General features: G+C 57.1%; 19 protein-coding genes. 9 read left to right on the top strand and 10 right to left on the bottom strand.

Features of this window, described 5'->3' with window-relative positions; all coding sequences use genetic code 11:
* Positions 1-312: 312 nt before the first annotated feature.
* Positions 313-1,197 carry a manganese catalase family protein gene (locus tag ACI2JX_RS04185; RefSeq protein WP_312155634.1) on the top strand — a complete coding sequence of 295 codons (885 nt, stop codon included), beginning with the start codon at positions 313-315 and terminating at the stop codon, positions 1,195-1,197.
* Positions 1,198-1,446: 249 nt separating this feature from the next.
* The gene (locus ACI2JX_RS04190; protein ID WP_264233507.1) at positions 1,447-1,947 is read left to right on the top strand and encodes a ferritin-like domain-containing protein; all 501 of its coding nucleotides are present in this window, start codon (positions 1,447-1,449) and stop codon (positions 1,945-1,947) included.
* A gap of 226 nt (positions 1,948-2,173) precedes the next feature.
* Here the strand turns inward: ACI2JX_RS04190 and ACI2JX_RS04195 are convergent, their stop codons facing one another.
* Positions 2,174-2,536 (bottom strand): response regulator, encoded by a 363-nt coding sequence (locus tag ACI2JX_RS04195; RefSeq protein WP_404689453.1) that lies wholly within the window; start codon positions 2,534-2,536, stop codon positions 2,174-2,176.
* A 147-nt stretch (positions 2,537-2,683) separates the two neighbouring features.
* Here ACI2JX_RS04195 and ACI2JX_RS04200 point away from each other — a divergent pair, with 147 nt between their 5' ends.
* Together ACI2JX_RS04200 and ACI2JX_RS04205 are read left to right on the top strand one after the other, a co-directional pair.
* The gene (locus ACI2JX_RS04200) at positions 2,684-3,820 is read left to right on the top strand and encodes an ATP-binding protein (RefSeq protein ID WP_404689454.1); all 1,137 of its coding nucleotides are present in this window, start codon (positions 2,684-2,686) and stop codon (positions 3,818-3,820) included.
* Between the two features lie 230 nt (positions 3,821-4,050).
* Positions 4,051-4,815, top strand: a complete 765-nt coding sequence (locus ACI2JX_RS04205; protein WP_404689455.1) for a DUF72 domain-containing protein — start codon at positions 4,051-4,053, stop codon at positions 4,813-4,815.
* Between the two features lie 72 nt (positions 4,816-4,887).
* On the opposite strand, the gene ACI2JX_RS04210 is transcribed toward ACI2JX_RS04205, so the two are convergent.
* The 8 genes from ACI2JX_RS04210 to ACI2JX_RS04245 all read right to left on the bottom strand — a co-directional run bounded on the left by ACI2JX_RS04210 (position 4,888) and on the right by ACI2JX_RS04245 (position 12,568).
* Positions 4,888-5,316, bottom strand: coding sequence for a winged helix-turn-helix domain-containing protein (locus tag ACI2JX_RS04210; protein ID WP_404689456.1), 429 nt, complete (start codon positions 5,314-5,316; stop codon positions 4,888-4,890).
* Between the two features lie 10 nt (positions 5,317-5,326).
* A complete protein-coding gene (grxB, locus tag ACI2JX_RS04215) occupies positions 5,327-5,962 on the bottom strand; it encodes a glutaredoxin 2 (RefSeq protein WP_404689457.1) in 636 nt (211 codons plus the stop codon).
* Positions 5,963-5,998: 36 nt separating this feature from the next.
* Positions 5,999-6,751 carry an SDR family oxidoreductase gene (locus ACI2JX_RS04220; protein WP_312151272.1) on the bottom strand — a complete coding sequence of 251 codons (753 nt, stop codon included), beginning with the start codon at positions 6,749-6,751 and terminating at the stop codon, positions 5,999-6,001.
* Between the two features lie 60 nt (positions 6,752-6,811).
* Positions 6,812-8,842, bottom strand: coding sequence for a pyrroloquinoline quinone-dependent dehydrogenase (locus ACI2JX_RS04225; protein ID WP_264233516.1), 2,031 nt, complete (start codon positions 8,840-8,842; stop codon positions 6,812-6,814).
* 11 nt (positions 8,843-8,853) lie between these two features.
* On the bottom strand, positions 8,854-9,252 hold the full coding sequence (locus tag ACI2JX_RS04230) for a glucose dehydrogenase (RefSeq protein WP_404689458.1): 399 nt from the start codon (positions 9,250-9,252) through the stop codon (positions 8,854-8,856).
* A 30-nt stretch (positions 9,253-9,282) separates the two neighbouring features.
* Entirely contained in the window at positions 9,283-10,584 is a 1,302-nt protein-coding gene (locus tag ACI2JX_RS04235) for an MFS transporter (protein WP_264233520.1), read from the bottom strand.
* Positions 10,585-10,712: 128 nt separating this feature from the next.
* Positions 10,713-11,714, bottom strand: a complete 1,002-nt coding sequence (locus ACI2JX_RS04240) for a transketolase family protein (RefSeq protein WP_404689459.1) — start codon at positions 11,712-11,714, stop codon at positions 10,713-10,715.
* Positions 11,711-12,568, bottom strand: a complete 858-nt coding sequence (locus tag ACI2JX_RS04245; protein ID WP_264233523.1) for a transketolase — start codon at positions 12,566-12,568, stop codon at positions 11,711-11,713. The genes ACI2JX_RS04240 and ACI2JX_RS04245 overlap by 4 nt, the downstream gene beginning before the upstream one ends.
* Before the next feature lie 150 nt (positions 12,569-12,718).
* Between ACI2JX_RS04245 and ACI2JX_RS04250 the strand changes: the two genes are divergently transcribed.
* Positions 12,719-13,603: a LysR substrate-binding domain-containing protein gene (locus ACI2JX_RS04250; protein ID WP_264233525.1), complete on the top strand. Its 885-nt coding sequence runs from the start codon at positions 12,719-12,721 to the stop codon at positions 13,601-13,603.
* Between the two features lie 62 nt (positions 13,604-13,665).
* Here the strand turns inward: ACI2JX_RS04250 and ACI2JX_RS04255 are convergent, their stop codons facing one another.
* A complete protein-coding gene (locus tag ACI2JX_RS04255) occupies positions 13,666-14,256 on the bottom strand; it encodes a TetR/AcrR family transcriptional regulator (RefSeq protein WP_312151297.1) in 591 nt (196 codons plus the stop codon).
* 129 nt (positions 14,257-14,385) lie between these two features.
* Here ACI2JX_RS04255 and ACI2JX_RS04260 point away from each other — a divergent pair, with 129 nt between their 5' ends.
* The 4 genes from ACI2JX_RS04260 (at position 14,386) to ACI2JX_RS04275 (ending at position 17,954) form a co-directional block, all read left to right on the top strand.
* The gene (locus ACI2JX_RS04260) at positions 14,386-15,225 is read left to right on the top strand and encodes an alpha/beta fold hydrolase (protein WP_404689460.1); all 840 of its coding nucleotides are present in this window, start codon (positions 14,386-14,388) and stop codon (positions 15,223-15,225) included.
* Between the two features lie 55 nt (positions 15,226-15,280).
* The gene (locus ACI2JX_RS04265; RefSeq protein WP_404689461.1) at positions 15,281-16,135 is read left to right on the top strand and encodes an alpha/beta fold hydrolase; all 855 of its coding nucleotides are present in this window, start codon (positions 15,281-15,283) and stop codon (positions 16,133-16,135) included.
* Positions 16,136-16,197: 62 nt separating this feature from the next.
* Complete coding sequence (locus ACI2JX_RS04270) at positions 16,198-17,184, top strand: MDR family oxidoreductase (RefSeq protein WP_404689462.1); 987 nt, start codon at positions 16,198-16,200, stop codon at positions 17,182-17,184.
* A 26-nt stretch (positions 17,185-17,210) separates the two neighbouring features.
* Positions 17,211-17,954, top strand: coding sequence for an SDR family NAD(P)-dependent oxidoreductase (locus ACI2JX_RS04275; protein WP_404689463.1), 744 nt, complete (start codon positions 17,211-17,213; stop codon positions 17,952-17,954).
* The last annotated feature ends 50 nt before the right edge of the window (positions 17,955-18,004 follow it).

Raw genomic sequence — 18,004 nt, forward strand, 5'->3', positions numbered from 1 at the left:
CTAAAACATTGGAGATATTCATGCGAGAATTTTCTCAGCACCATCATTAAGGCCTGTGCGGCAATTGGGTGGCGGCCGAAATCAGCTATGTGTAGATCTTGGGGTCAATATTCTTTCTAATAGTTGAGCACGTTGAATCTGCTGCGCAAAATAACACGATCCTGTTTATTGATTAAGTTTGACCTGCAGTAGTTATACCATTCGTCTGCTTTTCAGATTTTTGTCCGCACATTTCCTTTACGTATTATCTCCCATAATAACGCACGGCAAATAATCGTATTTGCGGCGCTGTATTTGCCGTGGAGGCATAATATGTTCATTCATAACAAACGTTTACAGTATACGGTGCGCGTTGCCCAGCCTAATCCTGGTCTGGCCAATTTGCTGCTGGAACAATTTGGTGGCGCGCAAGGGGAATTGGCCGCGGCGAGTCGATATTTCACCCAGGCGCTGGCGGAGGACGATGCTGGCCGCAAAGACCTGCTGATGGACATTGCAACTGAGGAATTGAGCCATCTGGAGATCGTGGGGTCGATTATTGTCATGCTTAATAAAGGGGCCAAAGGACGCCTGGCAGAAGGGATTGAGGAGGAGGGAGAGCTTTACCGTGCCATCAACGGCGCTGGTAATGACTCGCATATCACCAGCATCCTGTATGGGGCCGGTGCACCACTGACCAACTCTGCAGGCGTGCCTTGGAGTGCTGCATATGTCGACACCATCGGTGAGCCGACTGCAGATTTGCGCTCGAACATCGCCGCCGAAGCGCGCGCCAAAATCGTCTACGAGCGGTTGATGAACGTGACAGATGATCCAGGCGTCAGGGAAGCGTTGGGCTTCTTGATGACACGTGAAATCGCTCACCAGCTCTCATTCGAAAAAGCACTACATGCCATCCAGCCGAATTTCCCCCAAGGCAAGCTCCCGGGCATGCCGGAGTTCACCAACAAGTATTTCAACATGTCGGGTGAGCCTAATGTGCGTGGCCCTTGGAACGAAGGCAGCGAGTGGGACTACGTCGAGGATCCCGCCCCAGCGGTGGACGGTGGGGATGGCAGCGCTTCGGTAACCCTCTCCGAGATGGAGTTAGAAGCGGTTGAGGCCATGAAGTTGCGCACGACCTCTCAGCCGGACAGTAATCCGATTACCGGCGCAGACCTGGGGTCGGGGTTGGTGCAGGGGCGCGACAGCGAGTAGTTCCGATGCGAACCCGAATACAGGCCGGCAATGTCACAAAAGACAAGGGCGCTGAGCTTGCAATGCGCAGGGCCTTGATGGCGTTTGAAGTGGACTCGCGCCTGGCATGCAGGGCATTGCGAATCCGCATGGCCATGGTGGTCTTCGGCGTTGGGACACTGCTTGCGAACGATGTGCCCGAGCCGCCACGCCTGCCAGCTACCCATGGAAAGCATTTTTAACCGATAGTAGTTTTCTGAGGAAATACCCATGCCTGCACGTAAAAGCGTTGAAGATTTGTTCATTCACGAGCTGTCGGATGTGTATAGCGCCGAGAAGCAGATCACCAAGGCCCTGCCTCGTTTGGCGCGCGCCTCGACCAATCCACTGCTTGCTGAAGCCTTCCTCTCTCACTTGGAGGAAACGCAGGGTCAGATCGAGCGAATTGACCAGCTGGTTGAGCTTGCAGGCTTGAAACTCAAGAGAATGAAGTGCGTCGCCATGGAGGGCCTGATTGAAGAGAGCAAGGAGCTTTTGGACGAAATTGAAAAGGGTGCTGTATTGGATGCCGCACTCATTGGGGCTGCACAGAAAGTTGAGCATTACGAGATCGCGGCTTATGGCACGCTTATCGCGATGGCTAAACACTTGCGAATGAAGGAGGCGGCTCAGTTGCTGGCAGACACACTGGTAGAAGAAAAATCTGCCGATGAGAAGCTTTCAGCGATTGCCGAAGAAGGGGGAAATCAGGCGGCTACTCTAGACAAGTAAGTCGCAGGGTGGGAAAGCTCAGCGCATTTTGCTGGGCTTTTTTTTAAGCTAAAAAAATAGGCCGTCGGTTTCGAGCTCTTTAATGGCTTCCCTGGCTTCGCGTATCTGCAGTAGGAGGGTTGCATAGAGTTGCAGCGGCATTATGGAATTCACCCAATTGGCATTTATGAAGGAGCGCGCATTCGTACTGCATTGTTTCCTACGGTGTAATTTTTCGGGCTGAGCATCAGTTGGCTGGGAGTAGCTCAACGATCGTCCGGCTAAGCGCTTCCAATGTGCAAGGTTTAGCAATAAACATCGCATTGGCTGGTAAAAAGCCAGGAGGCAGAACCGTATTGCCTGACACGATTATAACCGGTAACTCAGGGCGCATAGACCATAGGGTTTTGGCTAAACCGATGCCATCACATTGTCCTGGCATCACAACGTCGGTTATCACTAAATCAAATGAATCATTAACGTTCAGCTTAAGCAAAGCTGCGTCAGCGCTGATGCACCCAGTCGCTTCATACCCCAGATGCATAAGGGCTTCCGTCATCAGCCACCTCAGCACATCGTCATCCTCGACGATCAGCACGCGACTAGGCATAGCATTTACTCCTGGCTGTTCCTGTTAGGTGTGGCTTATAGCGAGTCGTTTCAAAAGACAGACAGAAGGTTCACTAGCTGTTGCCATGCTGGCTTACGGCATGGGCTAATCTTGGAGAATGCCTACCCTGCGAGCATCTAGATCGCTATGCGACTGCACGATTTCATCGAGAACAGCATGGAACGTATTCTCCAGGCGTGGGAAGACTTTGCTCGATCGGTAGAAACAAAACAGCCGGATCTCGATGCAACCGGGCTGAGAAATCATGCAGAGAAAATTCTGCGAACGATCGCCGCAGACATGCGCAAAGGGCAGACCACACGCGAACAAGCGGAAAAGGCCCAGGGCAAGGGCCCCTTAAATACCAGTGAAACGGCTGCTCAGACGCATGCACTGACGCGCTTGGTTGCCGGGTTCTCACTGGATCAAATGGTCTCCGAGTACCGCGCGCTACGTTCCAGCGTGCTATCGCACTGGCTTGCGCAAGAAGTGTTTGAAGAGGAGCACCATGTTCGAGACATGATCCGCTTCAACGAAGCGATAGACCAAGCCCTCGTGGAATCCATCGCGGCCTACGGATCCGCCTTGGAATCAACGCGTAAGATGCTACTCGCTGTGCTGAGTCATGATCTGCGCTCCCCTTTGGGGGCGGTGCTAATGGCGGGCGGCTTGATCCTCCGCCAAGAAGGCTTGGATGAAAAAGGGAGGGAGCTGGCAGCCCAAGTCTGTACGAGCGCCCAACGCGCCAACAACATGGTGAACGATCTGCTTGATCTTGCTCGTTGCAACATCGGCACCGGCATTCCAGTGCAGTTGGAGCCAGCTGAGCTGAATGAGATCTGTCGCTCGGTTATCGAAGAGCTGCGCATTGCCTTCCCCGACGCCAGGATTGTTTTGAGTGAACAGGCGGTCATCCCAGGGCTATTTGACCCCGCACGGATGGCTCAAGTCTTTTCGAATTTGATTAGAAACGCTATCTGCCATGGTGATCCAGCCCTTCCGATCCATGTGAAGGTATTTGACCATCAAGGTGACCCGTGCGTCAGTGTCCATAATTGGGGAGAAGTCATCCCCCCTGAGGCCATGCCGCATCTCTTCAAGCCGGAAGGACGTTACTCGAGCTACGCGGCGGGTGACAGGGGGGTGTCAGCGGGGCTGGGCCTAGGGTTGTTCATCGCGGCGGAGATAGTGGCCAGCCATGGAGGCAAAATCCAGGTCAGCTCATCTGGCGAGGATGGAACCGTCTTCGAGGTAATCATGATTCATGCATCATCGGCCCCCTGAGTTTCCTTCGTATAGGCTAACCATGTCTTTGGGTAAGCTCCTCCAGTCCCTGAGATTCCAAAACGGGGATAAGTGTGCTGACACGCCAGAAATAGCCGAAGGCAAGCGGGTTGGCGAGCGCCGGCAGAACTTGTCGGGGTAGGTTTTCTCGAACCGTTAGGCGTTATAGGAAATCGTGAGCGCGCCGGGCAAGCCCCTTGGAAAAAGCCGGATATCGAGGAGCATTGGTAATGATCTACATCGGGTGCGCCGGCTGGAACCTGTCACGGCCTTCTTTGGAAGAATTTCCCGTTTTGGGTAGCCACTTGCAGCGTTACGCGACTCGCCTTAACGCGGTAGAGGTCAACAGTTCGTTCTATCGATCGCATCGGCCCCAAACCTATGCTCGGTGGGCAGCGTCGGTGCCAGAAGGTTTCAGATTCTCGGTCAAGGCGCCACAGACAATCACCCACGAACGGCGGTTGATGAATTGTGAGACACCGCTGAAGGACTTTTTAGAGCAGTGCGGCCAGCTCGAAGGCCGTCTCGGTTGCATTCTGCTGCAGTTACCACCGTCACTGCAGTACGAGGCAAAAATTGCTCAGAACTTTTTTGAGCTAATGCGCAAGCACTACGCGGGGCCACTGGCGCTAGAACCTCGGCATCCATCCTGGCGGGATGCAGACGCTAAATTGTCGGCATTTCAAATCGCCCAGGTAGGCGCGAGTCCACCCCGTTTCGGTGACGATGAGCAGCCCAGTGGTTGGCCAGGCATGGTGTATTGGAGACTGCATGGCGTCCCCCGGACTTACTACAGTTCATACCCGAAAGAGTATCTGCAGCGCTTGTCGCAACGGCTCGAAGTGAGTAGGGCCAACAATGTGCCCACCTGGTGCATTTTCGACAACACCACGTCCGGAGCTGCGTTAGGCAACGCTCTTATGATGCAGGCATTGCTCAACCCTGTTGAGGCCGCGAGACAGCGAGTGAGTGTGGCACCAAGTAAGGCGTGTTAGACCAGTGAAGGTCCTGGGTAGCAATTCGCTCTCAGGGATTCACGGCTTGATGAGTTCAGGCGGCATAAGCTGCTATGAGAGACTGTGGCAGGTGGGGCATTGCTCAAGAGCTTGCAGTCGAAGTCCCTGCCTTCTGAATGTCTTTATTTCAAACGGCGCCTGCAGTGTGTGAAGTATTTTTCTCAAATAGCAGATCTGAACGTCGATGATCTTGGTGCCAGGGTTGAATTGATATCCCCAGACCTCGCTGAATATCGTTTTTCTGCTCATCACCGTCCCTTGGTTGAGAAGGAGGAGTGCCAAGAGACGGGCGGGCGTCGCCTGGAGCAATAGGCATCGCTCATTGACGCGTAAGAGATTGACACGTGTATCCAGGATTAGAGTCGCATCCAGGCCGACAGCAGATATCTTTATCTGGCCAGCTTCGCTGTACCAGAACCGCTGTTCGATACTGCTTCCCGCCCTCCGCCCGCACTGGGCAACCACCTCGGATCTGGACATGGTATGTCGCTCAGCCGTGGTGCCCGAACAAAAGTGGAACACCACATGAATCGCTCAGGCGCTCCATGTAGTCACGAACCAGCTTCGGGAACTCAATCTCACGGACGATAGACAGCGACCGAAGCACCGGCCACAGTGTGATGTCGTTGATGCCAACAGCCTTTCTCTCAGCTACAAGTGGTGCCAAGGCCTCAAGCATAGGCTGGATAGATGCAAGTAGTTTTGGCATGGCTTCGCGCAGCATCTCCAGATTACCAAAAGCCAGCTCTTCACGCTGACGGTAGGCCTGTTTCGCCTCTGGCGTGGCGATCTCTGCGAAATTGCCCTCTACGAATCGTGGGATAAACAGTCTGAGTGCTGTTGGCCACACTTCCTTGATCCACTCATCCAGTGCGCGGTCTTGCGGAGCAAGGAGGGCAGTGGGCCCCAAACTATCCAGGTATCGAACAATGTCCAGGCTTTCGCCGATGTGGCTTCCGTCATCCTTGCGCAAGATGGGCAGAGCCTTCCTACCGATCAGTCGAATCGGCGTCTTGGCGTCACCCTCCATGACGACTTCAAGAGTAACTGGAAGACATTTGAGCCCAGCGATCATCCGGGCCCGTGTGCAGAATGGGCAGTGTTCGTAGATGTAGAGTTTCATCATGTTGACCTCTCCAATAACCTGTCCGGCGTGATGGACTCAGAACTGCACTGAACGAGTGAGTCCACCGTCGACCAGCAGGTTTGTGCCCGTTGTAAAGCTGGCAGCAGGGCTGGCCAGGAAAACCACGGCCTTTGCTACCTCCTCCGGCGTAGCCATACGTCCCATCGGGTTTTCGGCCAGGCATTTGGCAAAGGTTTCGGGCTGCTCGCGCTCGATGTCACCCCATACACCATCAGGGAAGTACACGTTGCCAGGGGATACTGAGTTGACTCGAATACCCTCGCTTGCATGGCGAACCGACAGGGTTTTGCCATAGTGAAGCAAGGCGGCCTTCAAGATGCCGTAGGGTTCTGCGAACATATCAACCTCACGGCCCGATACGCTTGAGATCAAGACTACCGAAGCTGCTTGCGACTCGCGTAGAGCAGGCAGAGCCGCTTTGATCATCGTGGCACTGCCCAGCAGGTCGGTATCGAAAGCTCGGCGCCAGGTCTGCAGATCATCTCCCCCGGCCAGGGCACTGACGTTTGGTATGACAATGTCGAGCCCGCCCAAGCGCGTCGCCGCATTATCTACCCAGGCACGAACCTGTTCTGGTTGGGTGACGTCTACGGCAGTGCCCGAGGCGTGTTCACCAAATTCGATCTGGGCGTTGCGCACGCCCTTTTCACCGCGAGCGCAGAACGCAACGTGCGCGCCTTCGGCGAGGAAGAGCTGGACGATTGCTCGGCCAATGCCCCGCGATGCGCCGCTGACCAAAACGCGTTTACCCTGCAGACCTAGATCCATGGTTTTTCTCCTCTGTCGAATAGCTCCAAGACGGGGCCCTAGCGAGCCCCGACGCTGGCCTTACTTGCGTAGCTTGTAGGCAATGATCTCGTCACTGGTTCCGGTTTCCATAAAGGCATGACCAGAAGCAGAAACCAGTACGTATTGCTCGCCGTTGACTTCATAGGAAATCGGATTGGCTTGCGCACCCACTGTCAGCACGTCTTCCCACAGCACTTCACCGGTGGCCGTGTCGATGGCGCGGAACAGGTTGTCAGTTGCAGCCCCAACGAATGTCAGACCGCCCGCCGTGGTCACGGTGCCACCGTTGTTGGGCAAGCCGATATTGAGTGGCAAGTGCGACGGGATGCCGAACGGGCCGTTGCGACGCGCGGTGCCCAGAGGTTCGTCCCATACGGTCTTACCGGTGTCCAGGCTGACTGCACGAATTCCACCGTAGGGTGGCGCCGAGCACGGCACGCCGGTGCCCCAGTTGCGCCAGCCGGCATTTACGCTGATTGCATACGGTGCGTTGACCTGCGGATAAGTCGAGGCGCCGCCTTCACCTTTACCTGACTTGCTGCCGGCCTTGTTCAAGGCCGTCTCGTCAGGCTTCGGCGCGTAGATAGGTTTAAGCCCCATCTTGTCAGCCTGCTCTCGCGGGATCAGTTGGTTGAGGTTGGGGATGTCGTTGTAGTTGGCAATCAACAGCCGTCGCACCGGATCGATGGCCACCGAGCCCCAATCCGACCCACCGTTGTAGCCAGGGTATTGAATCCATGGGCGATCGACGGAAGGCGGCGTTAGATAGCCCTCGTAGTTCGCCTGGCGGAACTGAATACGGCACATCAGCTGGTCAAGTGGGGAAAAGCCCCACATGTCTGCTTCGGTCTTGGGGGCCTTGCGCAAGGTGTGCCACTCGGAGGTGGGCTGAGTATCGGCCAGGAAGTCTGGCTCCACAGATCCGCCTTTCGGGGCCTTCACCTCGCCGATAGGGATCAGCGGTTCGCCTGTGGCACGATCCAGGATGTAGATATCACCTTGCTTGGTCGGCAGCAGCACCGCGGGTACCGGCTTCCCATCCTTGCCCGGGTAATCCAGCATGGTCGGTTGACTGCCCAGGTCGTAGTCCCAGACATCGTGGCGAATGGTCTGGAAGTGCCAGACGTCTTTACCCGTTTTTACGTCTACCGCCACCAGTGAGGTGGAATATTTGTTCTCGGCTGCGCTGCGGTTGGAGCCGTAGTAATCGATCGAAGAGTTGCTGATCGGCAGATAGACATAGCCAAGCGCCTCGTCGCCAACTGCTGCCGTCCACATGTTCGGCGTGCCACGGGTGTAGGTGCTGCCTTCAGCTGGGCCATGAACGTTTGCCGGGTTAGCCAGATCCCAGGCCCAAGCCATTTTTCCCGTTACGGCGTCATAGCCGCGAATGACACCTGAGGGCGCATCTTCATCCTGGCCGTCCCGAATCTGCGCACCGGTGACAATCACACCGTTGACGATGGCGGGCGGTGCCGTTACTGCGTACCAGCCGGGGACTTTCTTACCCAGACCTTCCCACAGATCAACCGCGCCATTTTGACCAAAGTCTTTGCAAGGCTCACCGGTATGCAGGTCGACCGCGACCAACCTCGCGTCGAGGGTGGCCTCGACAACGCGGCTGCGGCATTGGGCGGATTCAGGAAGCTGCGGGGCGGTATATACCGCGACGCCTCGACAGGCTGCTGCGTGAGGAATGGCCTGATCGGGGACGCCAGGGTCATGGCGCCAGTTCTCTTTACCTGTTGCGGCGTCGATCGAGATGAGTATGTTTTTGGCAGAGCACATCAGCAGATCGTTGCCGATCTTGACCGGCGTTGTTTCTGGTGAATAGCGGCTGCCCGGGTTCGGTAGATCCCTGGTGTGATAGACGAAGGCGCGCTCCAGGCGCCCGACGTTATCAGGGGTAATCTGCTTGAGTGGGCTGAAGCGCTGGGCATTGTGATCGCCACCGTAGAACGGCCAGTCGCTGCCGACCTGCGGTACGTCCCGAGCCTGAGCGAACTGCATCTGCAGCGTGCAAGAAACCGCAATGGCAAGCACGCCACCGCATTTGACGGATGTGAACATGACAGACCTCGTTACGCAGCAGTGCGAGGAGCGCGGCGCAGCGCCGGCGACAGGAAAAGAATGAGCAACAGGATTACGGTCATGGCCACCAGACGTGGCACCAGCCCCCACCAGTTAAGCCCGACCTCCCACAGTGCCCAGATCACGGTCAGCCCCCAGATAACGGCGAAGAGGTACAGTGCGCTGCGCCGTTGCTTCCAGAGCAAGGCTGCGGCGACTATGCACCCTGCACCTGTGAGGCCGTAGTACCAGCTTCCGCCCAACGCGATTAGCCATACCCCGCCTCCGAACAGGGTCATGCCAAACACACCAAGGGCCACCGCCAATACGACGGTTGCCAGCCGCCACTTCCCGCCAGAACCAGACTGGGCCTGGTCGTTGTTGCGGGATACACCACTACGTTGATTCATGACGCTACTGCTTCCTTCATTACAAGTCATTCAAGCCACCGCCTGATTGGCAGGTGTGACCAGCCCGATCGGGCGGCGGGTACAGAACATCGAGAGGATCGCGCCCACTACCAGCAAGGCGCCGACCACCACGAAGGCCAAGGCAAAGCTGCCGGAGCCGGCAACCACATAGCCGGTCACGATCGGCGCCAGCAGCCCAAACAGATTGCCGACCGCTGTGATGAAGCCTGCTGCAGTGCCGACGTCGTCTTCAGAGCGCACCAAGTCGTTCACAAGCGAGAGGTTCAGAGAAATCGCCGAAGCGCAGGTCGCCAACGACAGGGTGATCACAAACAGAATTGACCAGGTGCTGTCGATCGCTGGCACCAGAAAGATGACCGAAGAGGCGAGCAACACACTCGCTACCACCATGCGACGCTGTCCTGTTTCGGCTGCACCTGGGCGCATCGCCTTGTCACTCAGGCGGCCAATAACGATGGCGAGAATCGCCGCACCAAGGTATGGGATAGCGGTGTAGATGCCGCTGGACATCACTGTCAGGCCTTTCTCAGCCTGCAGGTAGGTCGGCAGCCAGGTCAGGAAAAAGTAGGTAGCGTAAACAGCGCACCCATGCGATAGGGCAATGGCCCACATGCTGCTGGAGCGTGCGAGGCCCTTGAGGCCAAGCGATACAGCCTGCGCCGGCTCGGCCCCGTGTGAGACGCTACCTTCAGCAATCTCCGCGCGTTCGGCATCGTCAAGCCATGGGGCTTTGGCAGGGTGGCTGTACCATTTCAACCAGGCAGCCAGCCAGAGGAATCCCAACGCACCGGCTACGACAAACGCGATGCGCCAGCCAAACGCGCTAATCAGCCAGCCAAAGCCAATGGCGCCGATGGCCGGGCCTACCAGGCTGCCGCTGTGGAACACGGCGGTGGCCATGCCACGCTCTTTGAGTGGCATCCATTCGCGGATGACGCGCGCGCCGGCAGGGTAGGTAGTGGCTTCACCCATGCCCATGATTAGCCGGCACGTGAGCAATGAAATAAACCCGGTCGACAATGCGGTGCAGGCAGTGGCTACCGACCATACCCCGATGCCGTAACCGTTGACCTTTTTAGGGCCAAAGCGGCCTACGAGGTAGCCCATGGGGATGAGGGCCAGAAAGTAGAGCCATACGAAGGACGAGAAGAGGTAGCCCATCGCAACCGGCGAGATATCGAATTCCTCCTTGAGCACTTTGGAGGCAACCGAAAGCGAAACTCGGTCAACGTAGTTGATCAGTGTCAGGGTGAAGAGAAACGCGTAGATCCACACACGCTTTTTCTTCAACAGACTGGTGTCTTTTTGCATCGCCATCACCTTGTAGTTATAGGGACGATCCAGGGACGAAACACTCGGGGCGTCGGCACAATGGCTCGCTCACCTTGCCCGGGCAGTGGGCAACGCAGAGTGAGCGGCCATCGCAGATCAGCAATCGATCAGCCCAGCCAACGCTGGATGTTGGCGACCATGACTTCTTTGGAAATGCCGTAGCGGTCATGAAGGGTCGGCAGCGCACCTGCATCCAGGAACTGGTCAGGCAGCGCCACGTGACGAACTTCCGGTTGCACGCGGGCTAGTAGCAGCGCCATGGCTATGGCCTCACCGAGGCCACCGATCTGGGTGTGGTTTTCCGCGATGACAACCAGCCGGCCTTCGCGGCGACATTGTTCCAGGATGGTCGCGACATCGAGCGGCTTGATCGTCGGTACGTGCAAGACCGCGGTGTCGATTGTGTGCTTGGCCAGTTCGTCTGCTGCTTCAAGGGCGCGCATAGTCATGAGGCCCGAGGAAATGATCAGCACATCTTTGCCGTCACGTAGCAGCTTGGCTTTGCCCAGCTCGAATGTGTAGTCGTACTCATCGAGGATGAGGGGCACGCGTCCACGGGGTAGGCGCATGTAGACCGGGCCGTTATGCTCCGCTATCGCGGCTACACATTGCTCCGTCTCCAGTGCATCGCAAGGGTCGATGACCATCATCTGGGGGATGGCTCGCATCATCGCCAAGTCTTCGGTGGCCTGATGGCTTGGGCCGTAACCGGTAGTCAGGCCCGGCAGCGCTGCACAGATCTTCACGTTCAGGTTCTCTTCAGCGATTACCTGATGAATGAAGTCATAAGCTCGGCGAGTGGCGAATACTGCATAGGTGGTGGCGAACGGTACGAAACCTTCTTTTGCCATACCTCCAGCCGCAGCCATGAGCAGTTGCTCGGCCATACCCATCTGCAGGAATCGCTCTGGATAGCGTTGGGCGAAGATATGTAAGTCGGTGTACTTGGCCAGATCAGCTGTCATGCCGACGATGCGAGGGTCCTTCTGGCCTGCCTTGACCAGGGCGTGGCCAAACGGTGCAGGCGTGGTGCGCTGTCCCTCGCTGGCGATGGACGCGATCATGGACGACGTGGTGAGCTTCGGCTTTGCTGGGGAGGCGGCGGTCATTGTGGGCTCCTTGGCGCGTGGATCTCATCGAGGACTGCGAGGGCTTGCTGCCACTCCTGGGGCTCGACCCGGATGAAGTGGTTCTTGTCACGCTGCTCCAGGAAGGGCACGCCTTTACCCATCAGAGTGTCGAAAAGAATGACTCTCGGTTTTTCGCCTTGTACCGCCCGCGCGATGTCGAAGGCCTGGATCACAGCCTGCAGATCATTGCCGTCGACACGTTGCACGTGCCAACCGAACGCGGCCCACTTGTCGACAAGAGGCTCGAACTGGAGGATGTCGTGGGAAGGGCCGTCCGCTTGCTGGCGGTTGATGTCCACCAGATTGATGAGGTTGCCGAGCTTGTGGTGCGAAGCCGACATGGCAGCCTCCCACACCGCGCCCTCGTCCAGCTCGCCATCGGACATCGAGTTGTAGACGAACGCATCGTTACCTTTCATGCGCAAACCCAGCGCCTGACCCACCGCAATAGCCAGCCCCTGGCCTAGGGAGCCGCCCGAAATTTCCATGCCGGGTGTGTACGTGGCCATGCCGGACATCGGCAAGCGACTGTCGTCGGAGCCATAGGTTTGCAGCTCATCTTCTGGCAATACGCCGGCTTCCAGCAGCGCGGCATACAGGGCGATTGCGTAGTGCCCATGGGAAAGCAGGAAGCGGTCACGGCCTTCCCACTCGGGTTGATCCGCGCGAATGTTCATCGCGTGGCAGTAGGCAACAGCCAGTACGTCGGCCCAGCCCAGTGCCTGGCCGACATATCCTTGGCCCTGGACTTCGCCCATACGCAGGGCGAACCGTCGGATTCGCCAGGCATGCGTCGACATCCGGGCAAAATGGTCATTGCGACTCTCGGTCATATTGTTCTCCATTGGTGACCAGCGATCCGGAGTTACTGACGCAACGGATTCATCAGTAACCAGCCGAATTGAGTAACCCCTTGATGATCATGTAAAAATACAGGCTCGACAAAAGGTTTAAATTCGCCAGTCAATGAATTGGATTCACCAATGAAGATCTTGAAAAAGGTACCTCTTTCAGCCCTGAGGGTATTCGAAGCGGCGGGTCGAACCTGCTCTTTTGTAGAAGCAGCAAAGGAGCTGGATCTCTCGTCAAGCGCGGTAAGCCATGCCATACGCAAATTGGAAGTCGCCGCTGAAGTCTCTCTGTTCACTCGCAGTACGCGCCATACGGCGCTGACAACCGAGGGCGCCATGCTGCTGGATCATGTGCAGCGTGGTTTCGAGGAGATGAGCCGGGGATTGGCGATTGCGACCAATGAGCCCGCAGTGCCGCTGCGCCTTCACGTGGCACCGACGTTCGCCAGCCAGTGGTTGGTGCCGCGCCTGGCCGGCTTTCTGCGTGATCATCCCGGCATCGACCTGCGGATATCCGCCAGTACTGACTATGCACTGTTCGACAACGATGATTTCGACCTGGACATCGTCTACGGCGAACCCAGGGTCTCTTCGCACGAAAAGACGCCGCTGCGCATTGAAGAGCTAACACCCCTATGCAGTCCTGAGGTTGCCCAGCATCTTCGCTCCCCGCAGGATCTGTACTCCCAGTTTCTTATCCAGAGCGATGGTCAATCCGTGCAATGGAAAGGGTGGTTTGCGGCCAATGGAATGCATCCACCGAACAGTTATGGCTTGGCGTTCGATCGAAGCTCCATGGGTATTGCAGCAGCGGCGGGCGGCCTGGGAGTAGTGCTTGAATCTGACCTGGTGGCTGAGCAGGAGCTGGCAAGCGGTCGGCTGGTCAGCCCGCTTCGGCATGTCAGCAACAGTGTCCGCTACGTTGGCCACTACCTCGTGCATCCTCGGCGGCATAGGCAACCGCACGCAGTGACTCAGTTCAAGCAGTGGCTGTTCAAAGAGTTAGCTGTCCCTTGATGCTGAATGGGGGCTCGGAACTCCTATCATTTCGGGACAAGCTTCAAGTTCAGCTCGTAATATCAGACCGGCTGGCGGCCTTGCTGCACCTGCTTTTTATCGCCTTGAGGCGCCAATTTGTCCAAGATCTGCTCACGACACACGCTTAGCACTTCATCAGCAAGCGGAGAATCGTCCGGGCAGGCTCGAGACAGAATCAAGGCGCCGAGGACGTGCGCAAATGTATCGATGATTTCCGCCCGGCTTACCTTAGGCTCGTTTCCCTGTAAAACCTCCAGCACCCCCTCAATTCCAGCCTCGTAAACTGCTTTGATGTCATCTGACTGGCGAGCAGCGTCTCCTCCCAGTGCCGCTAGCGTGCAACCTTTTCCTTTCTCATCGCGGTGCTTGCGAGACAGGTAGAAATTGACGAAGTCGGCCAACTGGATGCCGTGCAGCTGCTCGGCCGTCTTATTGATTCCGCAAGTCGCGGATTCGCCCATCAAGTCCGCCTTGGACTTGAAGTGCTTGTAAAAACCGCCGTGGGTAAAGCCGGCAGCAGCCATGAGGTCGGCAACACCCACGCCGTCGTAGCCGCGTTCACGGAATAATGTAGAAGACGTCTCCACGATATGGGCCCGGTTAGCTTGTGCCTGGGCCTTTGTGACCTTCATTTCTGTGCTGTCTCCGCTATCAAGCCAACCAATATCATACATTGATGATGTTCATCATCAAAGGCGTTGACTGATAAGATTATGATCATCATCATTAGCCCGTGTCTTCCACCGAGAGAGCAAAACGTCATGAGCTATACCCATTTCACCGTTCCGACCCGCACAGTTGAAGTAGGCGGTGACGCTTTCACTTACCGTCGCTGGGGCAACCCTTCTGGTGTGCCGCTGGTCTTCATCGCCCACTTCCGTGGCGGGCTCGATCACTGGGATCCGATCATCACTGATGGTCTGGCGGCGGGACGTGAAGTCATCCTGCTCAACGGTAGAGGTGTGGCTTCTTCGTCGGGTATTCCGGCCACGACCATTGAGCAAATGGCGGATGACATTGCAGCAGCCATCAAGGCCTTGGGGCTGACCCAAGTCGACCTGCTCGGCTTCTCAATCGGTGGACTGCAGGTTCAGGAAGTGGCACTTCGTCACCCTGAGTTGGTGCGCAAGCTCCTGCTGATCGGCACCGGACTGCGCGGCGGTGATCCAACCATGGCGGAGGGTGTGAGAGAAGCCGCTTCGAACCCCGTTCCGACCATCGAAGACTTCCTGTTTCTTTTCTTCGGTCGTTCGGAAACTGCCAAAAAAGCGGGCCTGGCTTTCTGGGAACGGCGCAACCAGCGTTCCGATCAGGACACCCCAAGCTCCATTGACGTCGCCCTGGCCCAGGGCGCTGCTTTTGCAGCCTATGTCCAGTCGGCGCAGGGAGAGAACCGCTTCTCCTACCTCCACGATCTCAAGCAGCCCACCTTGGTAATCAATGGCGTCGACGACGTCATGATCCCTTCGATCAATTCGTGGAACCTGGTGCAGAACATCCCCGATGCCCAGTTGCTGATCTACCCCGACTCCGGTCACGCCGCTCATTTCCAGTATCCCGAGCGCTTCCTGAAGCACGCGCTCCAATTCCTGGAAGAGTAAGACCAAGCCTGCTGGGCTGCTGCAAGCGGACCGTTACCCATTTGAGATTACCCACATGACTCAGTCTTTTGACACTGAAATCAAGTACATCGCTGCACCCAACAAGACTCTCAAGGTCGATGGTGTTGCCTTCGCTTACCGTGAGCTGGGACGCAAAGGTGGTGTCCCCCTCATCCTCCTGAACCACTGGGGGGCCGTTCTCGACAACTTCGATCCACGCATCGTCGATGAGTTGGCCAAGCATCACCATGTGATTGCCACGGACTATCGCGGCGTTGGTTTGTCTGGTGGCGTTGCGCCGCTCACCGTCGCAGAAATGGCCCGCGATTCCGTGGCGTTTATCAAGGCGCTGGGCTTCGACAAGGTCGACCTCTTCGGCTTCTCGTTGGGTGGCTTTGTTGCTCAGCAGATCGCGATCACCCAACCCGGCCTGGTGCGCAAACTGATTCTGACCGGCACTGGCCCTGCAGGGGGTAAGGACATTGACCAGGTCGCCGTAGTGTCCATGCCGCTGATTGAGAGGGCGACGTCCGAAGGGATCGATCCGAAGACCTATCTCTTCTTCACTTCGAGTGAGGCGAGCCAGCAGGCTGCCAACGCTTTTCTGAAGGCCATGCTTGAGCGCCAGACCGACCGGGATGTTCCAGTCCCCCAGGAAGTCTTCGGTCGCCAGCTTCAAGCCATCCAGGCTTGGGGGCAGCAAGCCCCGCAGGACTTGTCTAGCCTGGATATTCCCGTACTCATCGCCAACGGCGACCAAGACATCATGGTGCCGTCCGAACTGAGCGGTGATATGGCAGAGCGCATTTGCGGCTCTACGCTGGTTATCTACGAGGATGCGGGCCACGGGGGGATTTTCCAGAACCACGCTGACTTCTCCGCGAAAGCGCTCGCATTTCTTGCTGCCTGATCCATTTATCAACATTTGAGCAAGAGCGGGGCTTCCCGTTTTTCTTGCTGAAGGAGTAACTCATGACATTCAAAGCGCTGCTTCTCACCAAAGAGGGCGAATCGGTCTCGTCGAACGTGGTGAATTTCTCTGAAGCGGATCTCATGCCAGGGGACGTCACGGTCGCTGTGGAGTTCTCCACGGTGAACTACAAAGACGCGATGGCACTCACGGGGCGGGGTGGTGTTGTGCGCAGCTACCCTTTGATCCCAGGGATCGACTTGGCTGGCACCGTCATCGAGTCGAGCAACCCGGAATTCAAGGCAGGAGATCGGGTGCTCGCAAATGGCTGGGAGCTTAGCCAGAGCCACCATGGTGGGTTTGCTCAGAAGGCCCGGGTGAAGGGTGAGTGGCTGGTCAAAATCCCGGATGAATTCACCACCAAAGATGCCATGGCTATCGGAACCGCTGGCTACACAGCGATGCTGAGCGTGCTGGCTCTCGAGCACGGCGGACTGACTCCCGAGCGTGGCGATATCTTGGTGACCGGGGCCAACGGAGGTGCTGGCTCTATCGCTATCGCGCTGCTGGCGAAGCTTGGTTATCGAGTGGTCGCCTCAACAGGTCGTCTCAGCGAGTCGGATTACCTCAAGTCGCTTGGTGCCGCTGAGGTCATCGACCGTCATACGTTGTCTGAAGCAGGTCGCCCAATCGGGGCAGAGCGTTGGGCCGGTGCGATAGACTCGGTTGGCAGCCATACCCTGGCCAACGTCTTGGCTCAAACGAAATATCGCGGTGTGGTAGCCGCCTTTGGCCTGGCTCAAGGCGCTGATCTTCCTGGGTCGGTGCTGCCCTTCATTCTGCGCAACGTGACGCTTGCCGGGATCGACTCGGTGAATGCACCGCGTGAAGTGCGCCTTCAAGCGTGGTCTCGCCTGGCACGCGACCTCGATTTGGTCAAGCTGGGTCAGACCGTCCAAACCGTTGGTTTGGCAGATGTACCGCGCGTTGTTCGCGAGCTTTTCGAAGGGAAGGTGCGTGGACGTACTGTGGTCAATGTGAACGAGTGAGGCCATCACTTCGAGGAGTCGGATAAATGAGTCAGCCTAGCGCAATCGTGTTTGGTGTTGGCACTACCCGCGGTGTTGGGGGAGCGGTCTGTAAGCGTTTTGCCCAAGAGGGGTATCACGTCATTGTCACAGGCCGAACCTTGGAAAAGATCGAGGAAGTCGTTGCAGACATTCGGAGTTCCGGCATCGGGAGCGCCGAAGCGTTGCAGACTGATGTCACCGTCGAAGGGCAAGTCATCGCAGCGTTTGATCTTGCGATGTCTCCAGGCGCGGGCCGAGCCCCTGCTGACGTCGTGGTCTTCAACGCGGGCAATAACGCCCTGATCGATTTCACTCAGCTCACGGCCAGCCAGTTCGAGGACTTTTGGCGAGTAGGCTGCTACGCCGGCTTCCTCGTTGGCAGAGAAGCAGCCAGGCGGCTGGTTCCTCTCGGGCGAGGCACCGTGATTTTTACCGGTGCTTCTGGAAGCTTGAGGGGCAAGCCTGGCTTTGCCCACTTTGCCGCCGCCAAGGCGGGATTGCGAATGATCTCCCAGAGCATGGCACGCGAGTATGGGCCTAACGGCATTCACGTTGCTCACGTCGTGATCGATGGCGGCATCCTGGGTGACCGACTGCGAAATGCCGCCCCGGCCAGGGTGGAGAGCATCGGGGCAGAAGGGCTGTTGGGATACGGGGCGATTGCTGAAAACTACTGGACGTTACATCGCCAGCCACGATCCGCCTGGACTCAAGAACTCGACCTTAGGCCGTTCAAAGAAAATTGGTGATTGCCTGATCCTCCAGCACTTCGGGCACGTCAACATTTTGGAATGCTGAA

The organism is Pseudomonas sp. NPDC088890 (assembly GCF_044900155.1).
Classification (GTDB): domain Bacteria; phylum Pseudomonadota; class Gammaproteobacteria; order Pseudomonadales; family Pseudomonadaceae; genus Aquipseudomonas; species Aquipseudomonas urmiensis.